General features: G+C 43.4%; 17 protein-coding genes. 14 read left to right on the forward strand and 3 right to left on the reverse strand.

Annotation, left to right across the window (positions count from 1 at the left end; genetic code table 11):
* Window positions 1-18: 18 nt before the first annotated feature.
* The 7 genes from ACZ9AO_RS04720 (at window position 19) to ACZ9AO_RS04750 (ending at window position 6995) form a co-directional block, all read left to right on the forward strand.
* Window positions 19-684 carry an O-methyltransferase gene (locus tag ACZ9AO_RS04720; protein ID WP_476108577.1) on the forward strand — a complete coding sequence of 222 codons (666 nt, stop codon included), beginning with the start codon at window positions 19-21 and terminating at the stop codon, window positions 682-684.
* Window positions 671-1600, forward strand: coding sequence for a peptidase U32 family protein (locus tag ACZ9AO_RS04725; protein WP_251539658.1), 930 nt, complete (start codon window positions 671-673; stop codon window positions 1598-1600). Before ACZ9AO_RS04720 ends, ACZ9AO_RS04725 begins: the two co-directional genes overlap by 14 nt.
* Before the next feature lie 32 nt (window positions 1601-1632).
* On the forward strand, window positions 1633-2904 hold the full coding sequence (locus tag ACZ9AO_RS04730) for a peptidase U32 family protein (RefSeq protein ID WP_476108578.1): 1272 nt from the start codon (window positions 1633-1635) through the stop codon (window positions 2902-2904).
* Between the two features lies 1 nt (window position 2905).
* The gene (udk, locus tag ACZ9AO_RS04735) at window positions 2906-3544 is read left to right on the forward strand and encodes a uridine kinase (RefSeq protein ID WP_251539656.1); all 639 of its coding nucleotides are present in this window, start codon (window positions 2906-2908) and stop codon (window positions 3542-3544) included.
* Window positions 3545-3846: 302 nt separating this feature from the next.
* The gene (gene greA / locus ACZ9AO_RS04740; RefSeq protein ID WP_034308617.1) at window positions 3847-4323 is read left to right on the forward strand and encodes a transcription elongation factor GreA; all 477 of its coding nucleotides are present in this window, start codon (window positions 3847-3849) and stop codon (window positions 4321-4323) included.
* Between the two features lie 124 nt (window positions 4324-4447).
* Window positions 4448-6199 carry a peptidoglycan D,D-transpeptidase FtsI family protein gene (locus ACZ9AO_RS04745; RefSeq protein ID WP_251539655.1) on the forward strand — a complete coding sequence of 584 codons (1752 nt, stop codon included), beginning with the start codon at window positions 4448-4450 and terminating at the stop codon, window positions 6197-6199.
* 88 nt (window positions 6200-6287) lie between these two features.
* A complete protein-coding gene (locus ACZ9AO_RS04750) occupies window positions 6288-6995 on the forward strand; it encodes a YrrS family protein (RefSeq protein ID WP_476108579.1) in 708 nt (235 codons plus the stop codon).
* A gap of 67 nt (window positions 6996-7062) precedes the next feature.
* Here ACZ9AO_RS04750 and ACZ9AO_RS04755 read toward each other — a convergent pair whose 3' ends face one another.
* Window positions 7063-7275 carry a DUF2536 family protein gene (locus tag ACZ9AO_RS04755; protein WP_289350454.1) on the reverse strand — a complete coding sequence of 71 codons (213 nt, stop codon included), beginning with the start codon at window positions 7273-7275 and terminating at the stop codon, window positions 7063-7065.
* A 154-nt stretch (window positions 7276-7429) separates the two neighbouring features.
* Between ACZ9AO_RS04755 and ACZ9AO_RS04760 the strand changes: the two genes are divergently transcribed.
* The 6 genes from ACZ9AO_RS04760 to ACZ9AO_RS04785 all read left to right on the forward strand — a co-directional run bounded on the left by ACZ9AO_RS04760 (window position 7430) and on the right by ACZ9AO_RS04785 (window position 12178).
* Complete coding sequence (locus ACZ9AO_RS04760) at window positions 7430-8068, forward strand: class I SAM-dependent DNA methyltransferase (RefSeq protein WP_476108580.1); 639 nt, start codon at window positions 7430-7432, stop codon at window positions 8066-8068.
* 16 nt (window positions 8069-8084) lie between these two features.
* Window positions 8085-8780, forward strand: a complete 696-nt coding sequence (gene mtnN / locus ACZ9AO_RS04765; protein WP_476108581.1) for a 5'-methylthioadenosine/S-adenosylhomocysteine nucleosidase — start codon at window positions 8085-8087, stop codon at window positions 8778-8780.
* Between the two features lie 94 nt (window positions 8781-8874).
* Entirely contained in the window at window positions 8875-9798 is a 924-nt protein-coding gene (locus ACZ9AO_RS04770; protein ID WP_251539653.1) for a PLP-dependent cysteine synthase family protein, read from the forward strand.
* Window position 9799: 1 nt separating this feature from the next.
* Window positions 9800-10936, forward strand: coding sequence for a bifunctional cystathionine gamma-lyase/homocysteine desulfhydrase (locus ACZ9AO_RS04775; RefSeq protein ID WP_034308604.1), 1137 nt, complete (start codon window positions 9800-9802; stop codon window positions 10934-10936).
* Window positions 10937-11049: 113 nt separating this feature from the next.
* On the forward strand, window positions 11050-11316 hold the full coding sequence (locus ACZ9AO_RS04780; RefSeq protein WP_251539652.1) for a YrhC family protein: 267 nt from the start codon (window positions 11050-11052) through the stop codon (window positions 11314-11316).
* Window positions 11317-12037: 721 nt separating this feature from the next.
* Window positions 12038-12178, forward strand: coding sequence for a YrzI family small protein (locus ACZ9AO_RS04785; protein ID WP_072273247.1), 141 nt, complete (start codon window positions 12038-12040; stop codon window positions 12176-12178).
* Window positions 12179-12329: 151 nt separating this feature from the next.
* On the opposite strand, the gene ACZ9AO_RS04790 is transcribed toward ACZ9AO_RS04785, so the two are convergent.
* Window positions 12330-12488 carry a hypothetical protein gene (locus tag ACZ9AO_RS04790; protein ID WP_476108582.1) on the reverse strand — a complete coding sequence of 53 codons (159 nt, stop codon included), beginning with the start codon at window positions 12486-12488 and terminating at the stop codon, window positions 12330-12332.
* Window positions 12489-12510: 22 nt separating this feature from the next.
* Window positions 12511-12651 (reverse strand): YjcZ family sporulation protein, encoded by a 141-nt coding sequence (locus tag ACZ9AO_RS04795; RefSeq protein ID WP_476108583.1) that lies wholly within the window; start codon window positions 12649-12651, stop codon window positions 12511-12513.
* A 190-nt stretch (window positions 12652-12841) separates the two neighbouring features.
* Between ACZ9AO_RS04795 and sigK the strand changes: the two genes are divergently transcribed.
* The gene (sigK, locus tag ACZ9AO_RS04800) at window positions 12842-13564 is read left to right on the forward strand and encodes an RNA polymerase sporulation sigma factor SigK (protein WP_048682796.1); all 723 of its coding nucleotides are present in this window, start codon (window positions 12842-12844) and stop codon (window positions 13562-13564) included.
* The last annotated feature ends 233 nt before the right edge of the window (window positions 13565-13797 follow it).

Here is a 13797-nt window from a genome sequence, read left to right on the forward strand (position 1 = left end):
ATAAATGGAGGAAACGTTTTGAACGGAAAAATAGAACAATATCTTCATTCCTTAATTCCGGAGCGTACGGGTTTGCTTAAGGAGTTGGAAGATTTTGCGATGGAAAATAATGTGCCGATCATGGAGCCCGAAGGAATTGAAGTGCTGCTTCAGATTTTAAGGCTTCATCAGCCAAAGGCGATATTGGAAGTAGGTTCGGCAATTGGTTATTCGGCCATAAGGATGGCTGAGACCCTTCCGGAAGCTGAAATCGTCACACTTGAACGGAATGAAGCCCGAATTGAGCAGGCAAGGGCTAACTTCAAGAAGGCGGGACTGTCGGAAAGGATCACCCTCATTGAAGGGGATGCCCTTGAAGCGGGAACGAAAGTGATGGAGCATGGCCCGTTCGATATCATCTTCGTTGATGCAGCTAAAGGGCAGTACAAGCGATTCTTTGAACTGTTTGAACCATACCTTGCTGATGCTGGCATTATCATTACTGACAATGTTTTATTCAAAGGCTTGGTTGCCGAAAACATTGAAGAAATGGAAATGACGAGAAGAAAGCGAGCTCTTATCAAAAAAATCAGAGACTTTAACATCTGGTTACATGATCATCCCCATTTCGATACTGTAATTTTGCCGATTGGTGATGGTGTGGCCATTAGTAAACATAGAGGTGACAAAAATGAAAAAGCCTGAATTACTCGTGACTCCGACAAGTGTCGATCATATAACAGAACTCATCGATGCTGGTGCTGACGCCTTCGTCATTGGCGAACAACGTTATGCGTTAAGGCTGGCAGGGGAGTTCAATCGTGAAGATGTAGGGAAGGCGATTGAGCTTGCACATGCTGCGGGCAAGAAAGTGTACGTATCCATGAACGCCATTTTTCATAATGAAAAAGTGGACGAGCTTGAAGGGTATGTTACATTCCTTAAAGAGGCTGGTGCCGACCGGATCATTTTCGGTGATCCCGCAGTCTTGATGGCTGTCCGTGCCGTGGCACCTGATATGCCCCTGCACTGGAATACAGAGATGACGGTAACGAACTGGTACACATGTAATTACTGGGGAAAACGCGGTGCTGTCCGTGCCGTTGCTGCTCGTGAGATAAGTCTGGACGAGATCGTGGAAATGAAGGAAAATGCCGAAGTGGAGATTGAAGTGCAAGTGCATGGCATGACATGCATGTTCCAATCGAAGCGTACGCTCCTAGGTAATTACTTTGAATACCAAGGCAAGGCATTGGAAGTGGAAAATCGGAAGGAACAAAGAAATATGTTCTTGCATGATAAGGAACGCGAAAATAAATACCCGATTTATGAAGATGAAAATGGTACACATATCATGAGTCCGAATGATATGTGCATGATTGATGAACTTCAGGAATTGATTGAAGCGGAAATTGATTCACTGAAAATCGAAGGGTTACTGCAAACACCGGAATATGTCATTGAAATGACAAAGTTATATCGGGAAGCGATTGACGTATGTGCTGAAGACCCTGACCGCTATGATGATATCAAATCGGAACTTTTTGAAAAAGTCAAAGCGGTTCAGCCGGATAACCGTGAGCTGGATACCGGGTTCTTCTTTAAAGAATCAGTTTATTAAAGAAAAGGGTAAGAGAAAGAGGAGGAATAGCCTTGAATGCTATTGCTGATAAAATTTCCAAGATCGTTGATGGAAAGAGAGTCATTGTAAAAAAACCGGAATTGCTGGCTCCGGCCGGCAACCTGGAAAAATTAAAAATTGCCGTCCATTACGGCGCGGATGCCGTGTTCATTGGCGGTCAGGAATATGGTCTTCGTTCCAATGCCGGTAACTTCACGTTTGAGGAAATGAAGGAAGGCGTCGAATTCGCTAATAAGTATGGTGCCAAAGTATATGTAACTACAAATATCTTCGCACATAATGAAAATATCGATGGTCTGGATGAATACCTGGAAGGCCTTCAGGAAGCAGGGGTTCATGGTATCATCGTCGCCGATCCATTAATCATCGAAACCTGTAAAAGGGTCGCTCAGAAGGTCGAGATCCATTTAAGCACACAGCAATCGCTATCGAACTGGAAGGCTGTTCAGTATTGGAAAGAGGAAGGCTTGGAGCGTGTTGTTTTGGCTCGTGAGACGAGTGCTGATGAAATCCGTGAAATGAAGGAGAAGGTCGATATCGAAATCGAGGCTTTCGTTCATGGGGCCATGTGCATTGCCTATTCCGGACGCTGCACCCTTTCGAACCATATGACGGCTCGTGATTCGAACCGGGGCGGCTGCTGTCAGTCTTGCCGTTGGGATTATGATTTATATGAGTTGGATCAAGATGGGGAAAAGGCTTTATTCGATAAAGAAGATGCTCCATTCGCAATGAGTCCAAAAGACTTGAAACTGATTGAATCACTGCCTGGCATGATTGAAATTGGCATAGACAGCTTAAAAGTCGAAGGAAGAATGAAATCGATTCATTATATTGCAACGGTTGTCAGCGTGTATCGTAAAGTGATTGATGCGTATTGTGCTGATCCTGACAATTTCAAAATTAAACAAGAATGGCTGGAAGAGCTTGATAAGTGTGCGAACCGTGAGACGGCATCATCGTTCATGGAAGGGGAAATTCCTGGGTATAAACAGCAAATGTTCGGGAATCATACCGTAAAGACTCGCTTCGACTTCGCAGGATTGGTGCTTGATTACAACGAGGAAACTAAAATCGTCACCATGCAGCAACGTAATTTCTTCAAGCCTGGGGATGAAGTAGAGTTTTTTGGACCGGAAATCGAAAACTTCACTCAAAAAATCGGTACGATCTGGGATGAGTCAGGTAAGGAGCTGGAGGCAGCCCGCCATCCGCTTCAAATTGTCCGCATTCAAGTAGATAATAGAGTTTATGTGAACAATATGATGCGGAAGGAGAATTGATATGACAAGAAAGAAACCAGTGGTCATCGGAGTTACCGGAGGGTCGGGTTCAGGTAAAACAAGTGTTACCCGTTCCATTTTTGAATTCTTCCAAGGACATTCCATCTTGATGATCGAACAAGATTATTACTATAAAGATCAAAGTCATCTGCCTTTTGAAGAGCGCCTGAAAACGAACTATGATCATCCGCTTGCATTTGATAATGATTTGCTAATCGATCACATTAACGCTTTGCTGCGCTATGAAACGATAGAAAAACCCGTTTATGATTATGCGATCCATACGCGTTCGGAAGAAGTCATCACAGTTGAGCCCCAGGATGTCATCATCCTTGAAGGGATTCTTGTACTGGAGGATGAGCGCCTCCGAGACCTGATGGATATGAAGCTATATGTCGATACGGACGCAGACTTGCGGATCCTTCGCCGGATGGCCCGTGATATTAAAGAACGCGGCCGTTCCATAGATTCCGTCATCGAACAATACATCAGTGTAGTCCGTCCGATGCATAATCAGTTCATAGAACCGACGAAGCGTTATGCCGACATCATCATACCAGAAGGCGGTCAGAACCATGTGGCGATTGACCTTATGGTGACAAAAATTCAAACAATCCTTGAACAAAAGTCTTTTTTGTAATAACATAGCATAAATAATGATAGGTGCCATTTTCCTCCGTTTATTTAAAAATCCCATTTATTTAATGGGAAAGACTGGACAAATGTTGGAAAACGCAATACTCTATTCTTGATACAGAACGAACCGGCTGCTCACCGCAGTCGGTTTATATACTAAGGAACGGATTGTTTCTTAGTATCGAAGCGCGACTTTTTAAGTCGCGCAATTATATATTTTGACTCGATTTAGGGTTAAGCACGATATAGTACATAAACTTGTCACAGCGAATGCTTGCTGTAAAGAATTTGAAGGAGTGAAGGGTTTTGGCAATCGAAAAAGAATATCCAATGACTAAAGAAGGTAAGTTAAAGCTTGAACAGGAACTGGAACAGTTAAAAACGGTTAAACGTAAAGAAGTGGTGGAAAGAATCAAAATCGCCCGCAGTTTTGGGGACCTTTCCGAGAACTCAGAATACGATTCCGCAAAAGAAGAGCAGGCTTTCGTTGAAGGACGTATTACAACAATCGAAAACATGATCCGCAATGCAAAAATCATTGAAGGCAATGATTCGAATACAGATACAGTTTCACTTGGAAAATCGGTAACATTCGTGGAACTTCCAAATGGTGATGAAGAAACATATTCCATCGTAGGAAGCGTTGAAGCAGACCCATTCGAAGGAAAAATCTCCAATGATTCCCCGATTGCGAAAAGCCTGATAGGGAAAAGGGTCGGCGACAAGGTATCGATCATGACACCTGGCGGCGAAATGAGCGTCAAGATTGTATCCATCGACTAAATAAAATGCAAAAGGGGATGTCCATCGGGGCATCCTCTTTTTTATGGAAAAGTGCCGCGTTAAATTTGTTCATAATTGTTTAAAAATTCGCACCTCGTCAACAATGGTTACCGAGGTGTATTTTATGAAAAAGAAACGAATGAGGTTGCTGGCTCTTTTTTTGACCACTTTCATGCTGATGCTCATAGGCAGGCTTGCCTACATCCAACTTGTATCGACAGAATCTTTTTCAAAGCATGATGTGAACCTGTTGGAAGCAAGCGTGAATCAACGTTCACAGATATTAAAGATTGATGATGGACGCGGAAAGTTCTATGACAGAAATGGAGAACCGCTAGCACATGAAGAAATCCCGACACTCGTCCTTTTTCCATTTTTGAAAAAAATGACATGGCCCATAGATGAAGTGGCTTCGATAATAGGAAAATCGGAAGCGGAGTTAAAACGGGCGATAGAAGAAGCGGATGAACCATTCGTATTTGGCGGGGATGAACCGATAGAGTTGACGTCCAGCCAATCGAAGGCAATCAATGAATTGAAGATTCCCGGGGTCTTTGCCGTGAATGAGAAATTATATCATGATCAAACGCCTGCAGCACAATTGATCGGAACGACGAACATATCTGATGCGGAAAAGAAAAAACGTTATCCGGACATGAATTTATCTCCTGAAACGAAAATAGGCAATACGGGACTGCAAAGGACCTTCGATGAGTTCTTGCTTTCCGCTGGGGAATCGAAGCTCGTTTTTCACGTGGACGCCAGCGGAGGACCAATGTTCGGTGTCGATGTTAAATATGTGGAACCTGCAAATCCGCTTTACCCGGTGAAGGTCATGACGACGATCGATAAAGAAATTCAGGAGAAAGCGGAGAAGCTAGTCGATGAACGCGGGATAAAAAAAGGCGGTCTCGTACTGATCGATATCGAAAAAAGTGAAATCGTCGCCATGGTATCACGTCCGGCGCTTAATATAAAAGATCCGAATGGCGAAGGGGCCGTCAATATGATGCTGACTCAAAAAACGCCGGGTTCCGTCTTTAAAACGGTCACGGCAGCAGCGGCCATCGATTATGAAGCGGCCAGTCCCACCCGGACATTTAATTGTAATTTGACGATAGACGGCAAAACGGATAAACAGAGGGAACTGGGCGTACTTAATTTTGAAAATAGCTTTGCCCAAAGCTGTAATAGGACGTTTGCCGAATTGTCACAGGAAATAGCCGAGAAGGATCCGGACTTTTTGGACAAATATGCAAAAATGTTAGGGCTGGTTGGTGAAACAGGCTGGCAAGGGGACGTATATCACACGGAAGTCACTCAGCTGCATCATGAGCAAACAGGAAAGGTCTGGCATGATGACGATTTAAAAAAAGATCCTAAAATGGTTGCCAAAACGGCAATTGGCCAGCAGGATGTCCAAACGACGCCGCTTGCGATCGCGAATATGATGGCCACGATTGCCCGCGGCGGCAAGAAGGAACAGGTCAAAGCCGTTTCTAAGGTCGAATTTAACAATAGTACGACCGTAGTCGATTTTCCCAATCAAAGTATTGGCGGCGAGACACTGTCTCCATATACAACGATGAAGATGCAGCATCTTCTTAGGAAGGTCGTGACGGAAGAGAAAGGGACGGGCGCTTCCTTGAGTGATTTGCCTGTGGAAGTCGCCGGCAAGTCCGGGACAGCTCAGACCAATATCGAAAAAGGGGAGCTCAATAAATGGTTTGCAGGCTACTTTCCATATAAAGATCCCAAATATGCTCTTGTTACCGTAAGTTTTGAAACGAAGGAAAACAGTTCCAGCATGACGCCTCTTTTTTCAGATATTGTAAAAGTCCTGTACTCGAAGGACCAGGACAATAGCGAGAATTGACGAAAAGTGTAGGAAACCCTTCCCTTCTATCTCTGGCTAAATCATGTTAAAATGAGGCAGTAAGAAATGGTAAGGGGAGGAATGGACCTTGGGCTCACGTTTCAATCAGAGAGATCAAAAAAGAAAAGTAAATAAAATATATAATATTGCAATCACCATCGTTTCCATTTTAATCGTCATTGTCGCAGTCTCGATTTTCTTAAGTGATGATGGCACCGATTCAAAAAAAGCCACGACTGAACCAAAGCAAGTCGCCGAGACAGAAAAAGGGAAAGTAGTGGACAAACCTTCTGGCAAAGAGGAAGAAACGGATTCAGAGAAGGAAGACGCAGTAGGTGATAGTGAAGCAACAGAAGAAGATGCCGAAAAAGAAGATAGTAAAGCAACAGAGGAAGATGCAGAAGAGAAGGCTGAAGAAGATGCAGATCCAGAAAAAGCGGGAGATGCCGAACTTGTGGAAGTGGAAGGCAGCGGCGATGGCAATGTTGCGTCTACATATACAAGTGAGAGCTGGAAACCAGTAGGGACGGAGCAATCCGGGGAGCACACTACCAGCTTCGAAAAGGGCTCGGTCGATTGGAATGAAATGAGTAAAGCGATTGCAAGCGGAGCTGGAATCGATGAAGGCAGCATGAAGCTATGGTGGCTGCAAAACGGCGGTTCGCCGACCACGGCAATCGGTACGGTTTCTGAAGGAGACAACCCTAAAACCTTCCGGGTTTATATTGAATGGGTGGACGGATCAGGTTGGAAACCTGTAAAAGTCGAAGAGCTGAAGACAAACGATAAAAGGTAATGGTCAAAAATGTATAAACGAAAAACCCCCGAAAGGAATTCCTCTTTTCGGGGGTTTTTCATGATGATCATTTTTTAGCTTTAAAGTGGACGACTGCACTATAAAAACGTCTGCCTTCATCACTTACATACATTTGGTGTGACACGGATTCCACCTGAAGCATGATCGCTTTATTGATTTCAATTTGTGATTGGATTTTTTCTTCAAGATTCTTGATGCTTTCTGCCTCGAAAAATTCTATTTTATCTTCGAATAAGTTTAAGTCGAGTTGAAAACTCATGACTGTTCCCCTCCAACATTCAGATACTGTTAGTTTACCACCATTTTGTCCGAATCTGAACCTAATGAATTTGCCTAAAAACAAGAACTGTTTCTCTGTTTATTTCATATTATGCTTATAGGTTTTATTATCTTATTATAAAAGGTGATTAAAAATGGGCAGAGAATTTATCGATTTATTTGAAGAATGGTCGAAATCGTATGATGATACGGTTGGTGGACACGATATTGAGTATCAAGAGGTTTTTAAACATTATGATGGCATATTGGACAGCGTCACAGATCGGGCTTTTGGTCATGTGCTGGAGTTCGGAGTGGGTACCGGGAATTTGACGGAAAGACTTTTGAAGAAGGGCCTAAAGGTATCGGGAATAGAACCTTCACCTGCGATGAGGGAAATAGCGGTAAGCAAGCTGAGCGGAAAAACGGAAATTGTAGATGGTGATTTTATCGATTTTCCGAAGCCGGAACAGGTTGATTCGATCGTGAGTACGTACGCGTTTCATCATTTAACCGATGAAGAAAAAGAAAAAGCGATAACCCACTATGGAAAGTTACTGAATACTGGTGGTAAAATAGTGTTTGCTGATACAATGTATCAATCAAAGGAAGCGCATGAACGAGCGATTCAAGATGCAAGGCAGGCAGGCTTTCATAATTTGGCGAACGATTTGCAAACGGAATATTATACTACGATTCCTTTTTTGGAAAAAGTGCTTGAAGCAAATGGATATAAAGTGAACTTCGAGCGCTGCAATCAATTCGTCTGGATCATGGAGGCGGAAAAATTATAGGAAGAGGTTTTTACTAATGAAGGTAGCCATAATCGGAGCAATGGAAGAAGAAGTTACGATTTTACGTGATAAATTGGAAGGGTTGGAGCAGGTGACCATTGCCGGTTCCGAGTTCAATACAGGCACACTGAATGGTATCGAGGTCATTTTACTTAAATCGGGTATCGGTAAAGTGAATGCGGCAATGTCCACTGCAATCCTGTTAGAAAAATTCCAACCGGATGCGGTCATCAATACTGGCTCTGCCGGCGGTTATCATCCAGAATTGAATGTAGGGGATGTGGTCATATCCTCGGAAGTGCGGCACCATGATGTCGATGTGACGATTTTTGGATATGAATACGGTCAAGTCCCTCAGCTGCCTGCAGCTTTCACACCGGATGAAAAGCTTTTTGCAATCGCAGAAGAAGCAGCAAAAGAAATCGAGGATATACAAGTGGCGAAAGGGTTGATCGTGACAGGGGATTCTTTCATGAATGATCCTGACAGGGTTGAATTCGTCAGAGGGAAATTCTCTGATTTATACGCGGTGGAAATGGAAGCGGCAGCCATTGCACAGGTGGCCTTCCAATTCAAAACACCGTTTGTCATCATTCGTTCCCTTTCGGATATCGCAGGTAAGGAGTCCAATATTTCCTTTGATAAATTCCTGGAAACTGCGGCTCTTCATTCAGCGGCACTGATTTTGAAAATGGTTGAAAAAATGAAATGAATGGTAAGTGATCAGCGGAAGCTTTTCTGCTGATCATTCTTTATTGCATAATCCTTATTAAATTGGTAGGATAACTATGAAAGGATGTCCGAATATGAAAGTCTTTAAAAACATTCATGAGTTGATAGGGGAAACGCCGATGATGGAAATCACCCATTTCCCGCTTCCGGATGAAGTCCGTATCTTTGCCAAACTGGAATACTTCAATCCGGGAGGCAGTGTGAAGGATCGGCTTGGTCAAGAACTGTTAGCCAAAGCGCTGCAGACAGGGAAGGTGAAAAAGGGCGGGACGATCATCGAACCGACTGCCGGGAATACCGGGATTGGCTTGGCGTTGGCTGCGATAAACAGTGGAGTGGACGTGATATTTTGCGTTCCGGAGAAATTCAGTACCGAGAAACAGGAATTGATGCGTGCCCTTGGAGCGAATGTGATCCAAACCCCGACAGAGGAAGGGATGACAGGAGCAATCGCCAAGGCTAAGGCGCTGCTGGCTGAAATACCGGGATCATATTGTCCCCAGCAGTTCGCCAACCCATCCAATCCTGATGCCTATTATAAAACGCTGGGACCTGAAATATGGGAACAGATGGAAGGCGATGTGGATGTGTTTGTTGCCGGAGCCGGAACGGGCGGGACATTCATGGGAACATCGCGATATTTGAAAGAAAAGAACGCTGCTGTCAAAACGGTCATTGTCGAACCAGAAGGATCGATTTTAAACGGCGGAAAAGCCGGACCCCATAAAACTGAGGGGATCGGAATGGAATTTTTACCGGCCTATATGGATGAAACGTATTTTGACCAAATCCATACGATAAGCGATCGTGACGCTTTCGATATGGTAAAAGAATTGGCGATTAAAGAAGGCCTTCTTGTCGGCAGTTCTTCAGGTGCGGCATTTGCAGCGGCCATGAAAGAAGCGGCCAAGGCTTCCCCGGGGGCGAATATCATCGTCATATTTCCGGATTCAAGTGAACGTTACTTAAGTAAAAAAATTTATCAGGGAGGAATGTAAAATGAGAAAAAAAACACAATTGATCCATGGCGGCATTTTTGGTGATGAACAAACAGGGGCGGTTTCGGTGCCGATTTATCAAGTGAGCACCTATAAACAGGATGGTCCGGGAAATCATCGCGGCTATGAATATTCCCGTACAGGCAACCCGACCCGCCATGCCCTTGAAGAATTGATCAAGGATCTCGAGGAAGGAAAAAGAGGTTTCGCCTTCGGATCAGGAATGGCAGCGATGACTGCGGTTATGATGCTGTTCAGTCATGGTGATCATGTATTGATGACAGATGATGTTTATGGAGGTTCTTTCCGGGTCATCACTAAAGTGCTTAACCGCTTCGGGGTGGAAGCTACTTTCATCAATACGAGTGACATACACTCGATCGAAAAAGAGATAAAGGACAATACGAAAGCACTGTTCATTGAAACTCCGACGAATCCATTATTGAAAATCACCGATTTGGAAGAAGTATCAAAAATAGCTAAAGAAAACGGCATCCTCACCATTGTGGATAATACCTTCAGTACGCCATACTGGCAAAATCCGCTTTCACTTGGTGCCGATATCGTGCTTCATAGCGCAACGAAGTATCTGGGGGGACACAGCGATGTTGTAGCGGGTCTTGTCGTGGTGAATGATGAAAAGATTGGCAATGACCTTCATTTCATCCAAAACTCCACAGGAGGCGTGCTAGGGCCCCAGGATTCATGGTTGCTGATGCGAGGCATTAAAACGCTGGGAATCAGGATGGAAGAACATGAAAAAAATACATCTCAAATCGTTCGTTTCCTATCCGGGCATGAAGGCGTTTCGAAAATCTATTACCCAGGTCTTGAAAACCACCCAAATCATGATATTGCCAAAAAACAATCGCGTGGATTCGGCGGTATGGTTTCATTTGATGTCGGGAGTGCGGAAAAGGCCGAGTCCGTTTTGAACAAAGTGAGATACTTTACACTTGCGGAAAGTCTGGGGGCAGTGGAGAGCTTGATTTCCATTCCGGCTTTGATGACACACGCTTCCATTCCGGCTGAGCGTCGTGCAGAACTTGGGATAACGGATGGGTTGATTCGTATTTCAGTAGGTCTGGAAGATGTTGAAGACTTATTGGAAGACTTGGAACAAGCGCTGCAAGGATAATCGTTTAGGGACCGCTTCATAGCTGACTGCCATTATTTACACCCTGTCATTTGGAATAAATATGGTAGAATGAGATATCGATATCTTATTAGCTTGAAAGAAGGTGGAATGGCATGAAAAACCGCAAAAAACAAACGGCGGCAATGCTGCGTTCGAAAATGGTCGATTTTAAACAATTTGCGATCACTTTGTTATGTGTGGGTTCGTTCTTCTATATAGGAACCATCCTTCCCACTGGCGACAAAGCGATGACTGACACATATGTCTATATGGGAGCGACAATCATGTTCCTGGGCATATCCATAATATTTTTCTCATTATCAAAAAAATATAAGAAGATCTTGGCCGAAATGGATGACCAGGACACTTTACAACAATAGAAGCAAACCTTAGTTTAGACAAAGGGGTTTTATCTAAATTACAAAACAAAGTCGATTGGAACGGAAGGTGCGAGACTCCTGCGGGAAAAGCGCGTCGAGGGGAGACCCCGCAGGCGCAAAAGCGCCGAGGAGGCTCCCGGACCGCCCGCGGAAAGCGAGTGCCTGAAGAGGAAATCGACGTTCGAGATTTTACAAACCCTTATTAAATCTGTAGACAAACTCGAGTTTGTCTACAGTCTGTCCTGATTCTTTTAAAGAATCAGGTTTTTTTATTTTTCTAGTGTTGTATCCCATTAAGGGGCAGATTTAACATACAAATTACCTCCTTTAGGTAATAATAGCTCATGAAAATGGGTAGAAAGATTGAAATTTTCAAATAAATAGGCAAAAGCCGTTTACAAATATCGAATTTGTGGATATACTTACCAAGTAATAAAAAATATTCCAAAGGAGGTCGAAGAAAATGACATTGTATCTACATGGAGTCGTCGCAATCAGCCGGTCCGTTTCAAATGACAATCACATAACATTCGACCTGTGCCAAGCGGAATATTTCTAAAGCAATTTGGCTTTATTAATCATTCAGACATAGCGGCCGCAGGGAGAAGTGTTTTATCCTGCGGTCTTTTTATATTCTCTAAAAAAGCCCGCAGGAGGACGTAACTTTCTGCGGCCTTTTTATGCCTTTTTGTTGGGCCGCTCCCTTAAAGGAGGTGATATTATGACACTGAATATGCTTTTTTTCACAATCACGATTAAAATGAAAAAAATGACTGCCGAGGAATGTTTGCAACAGGAGAGAATCCACAAGATTCGAGAAGAACATCTAGATAAAGCGATGAAGCATCGTCCTTTTTTCTAAAAACATATGAGGTAGGTATTCCGTTCATAAAAAAATTAAAGAAAGGTGGAGGTTAATATGTTGAACTTGTTTTACGTAAAAGGAGAGAAGCGTTGCTATTGGCAGGAGAAGGATACCGGCTAACGGATTTGCCGGTGCATGGGCAGCATTGTCATGGTTTGTATGTATTGAAGAGATGTTGATCAAGATGGTCCTGACGCTGATCAACTCGAAACGGCAACGTTAGATATAAATAGGTAAAATGGGAAAACTCGGCCCTCGGGCCGAGTTTTTCTTTGCCTGAATCAGCAGCACGGACCTGATCCTCCATAACCAAATCCACATCCCGGCAACTACCAAAACCCGAAAATGAGCAATAAAATCAGGAGGACAATAAACAGGCCATAACCAAAGCCGTAACCGGCCCCTGCATAACAAGGCGCAGGAGCCGGATAACCATAGCTGCATCCGTATGGTCCGTAGTTATATCCCATCGAAAAAACCCCCTTTCCCTAAAAAATTCCCTATCATTATATGAACATTTGCCTTTGTTCGTTTGTGAATTCATCCAGGCTGGTTTGAACATTTAACACTTTCGTTATTTCTTTTGGTGGGACAGACACGAACAAGCCCACCGTTGCATAGGTATGAATAGGGGAACCAAAGAAACGGGGGATGAAGCCAATGCCCGGAATACTTACAGTTGTCGGTTATATTATCAAAGAATTTTACTTATTTGTTTCCTATGTGAAAAACAATGCTTTTCCCCAGCCCTTGTCATCTCAGGATGAAAAGAGATATCTGAAGCTTATGAGTGAAGGGGACGGTGATGCCCGCAACATCCTGATCGAACATAATCTCAGGCTTGTTGCCCATATCGTCAAGAAATTCGAGAATACGGGCGAGGATACAGAGGATTTGATTTCGATTGGGACTATTGGTTTGATAAAGGCCATTGAGAGTTATTCGGATGGTAAGGGTACGAAGCTTGCCACATATGCGGCGCGATGCATTGAGAATGAGATCTTGATGCATTTACGTGCGACAAAGAAAACGAAGAAAGATATTTCCCTGCATGATCCGATCGGTCAGGATAAAGAAGGTAATGAAATCAGTTTAATCGATGTGCTGAAATCGGAATCGGAAGATGTCATCGATACGATTCAGCTCAATATGGAAATTGAAAAGGTGAAAAAGTATATTGATATTTTGGATGAACGCGAAAAGGAAGTCATTGTAGGCAGGTTTGGACTGGATTTGAAAAAGGAGAAAACCCAGAGGGAAATCGCTAAAGAGCTTGGCATTTCCCGCAGTTATGTATCAAGGATCGAAAAACGTGCTTTGATGAAGATGTTCCATGAATTTTACAGGGCAGAAAAAGAGAAGGAAAAGAAAGCTAAAGGATAGGAATGGTAAACAAAGAGAGTGCGGGGAAATTCCCCGCACTCTTTTTTTAATATTTATTTCTGATCAAATCTGTAAATGCATGATAAATCTCGATTCCCTGAAAAAGGAACAGACGTGAAGCGGTTAAAGAAAAGACCCCTATCATAATTAGTCGAAACCACATATGAATCACTCCTCCATTTTATTTTTTATAAAATGTCAGAGCGTGAGGCTACGTAATTCGCCTGATAAAA

It is taken from the genome of Peribacillus sp. TE19612 (genome assembly GCF_056279465.1).

Bases quoted from the DNA above. Each gene is read 5' to 3' on its own strand.
- ACZ9AO_RS04795 (WP_476108583.1), bottom strand. From the start codon at position 12,651: ATGGGATATAACTACGGACCATACGGATGCAGCTATGGTTATCCGGCT.
- mtnN (WP_476108581.1), top strand. From the start codon at position 8,085: ATGAAGGTAGCCATAATCGGAGCAATGGAAGAAGAAGTTACGATTTTA.
- ACZ9AO_RS04745 (WP_251539655.1), top strand. From the start codon at position 4,448: ATGAAAAAGAAACGAATGAGGTTGCTGGCTCTTTTTTTGACCACTTTC.
- ACZ9AO_RS04725 (WP_251539658.1), top strand. From the start codon at position 671: ATGAAAAAGCCTGAATTACTCGTGACTCCGACAAGTGTCGATCATATA.
- ACZ9AO_RS04780 (WP_251539652.1), top strand. From the start codon at position 11,050: ATGAAAAACCGCAAAAAACAAACGGCGGCAATGCTGCGTTCGAAAATG.
- udk (WP_251539656.1), top strand. From the start codon at position 2,906: ATGACAAGAAAGAAACCAGTGGTCATCGGAGTTACCGGAGGGTCGGGT.
- ACZ9AO_RS04770 (WP_251539653.1), top strand. From the start codon at position 8,875: ATGAAAGTCTTTAAAAACATTCATGAGTTGATAGGGGAAACGCCGATG.
- ACZ9AO_RS04760 (WP_476108580.1), top strand. From the start codon at position 7,430: ATGGGCAGAGAATTTATCGATTTATTTGAAGAATGGTCGAAATCGTAT.
- ACZ9AO_RS04775 (WP_034308604.1), top strand. From the start codon at position 9,800: ATGAGAAAAAAAACACAATTGATCCATGGCGGCATTTTTGGTGATGAA.
- ACZ9AO_RS04785 (WP_072273247.1), top strand. From the start codon at position 12,038: ATGACACTGAATATGCTTTTTTTCACAATCACGATTAAAATGAAAAAA.
- sigK (WP_048682796.1), top strand. From the start codon at position 12,842: ATGCCCGGAATACTTACAGTTGTCGGTTATATTATCAAAGAATTTTAC.
- ACZ9AO_RS04755 (WP_289350454.1), bottom strand. From the start codon at position 7,275: ATGAGTTTTCAACTCGACTTAAACTTATTCGAAGATAAAATAGAATTT.
- ACZ9AO_RS04790 (WP_476108582.1), bottom strand. From the start codon at position 12,488: ATGGAGGATCAGGTCCGTGCTGCTGATTCAGGCAAAGAAAAACTCGGC.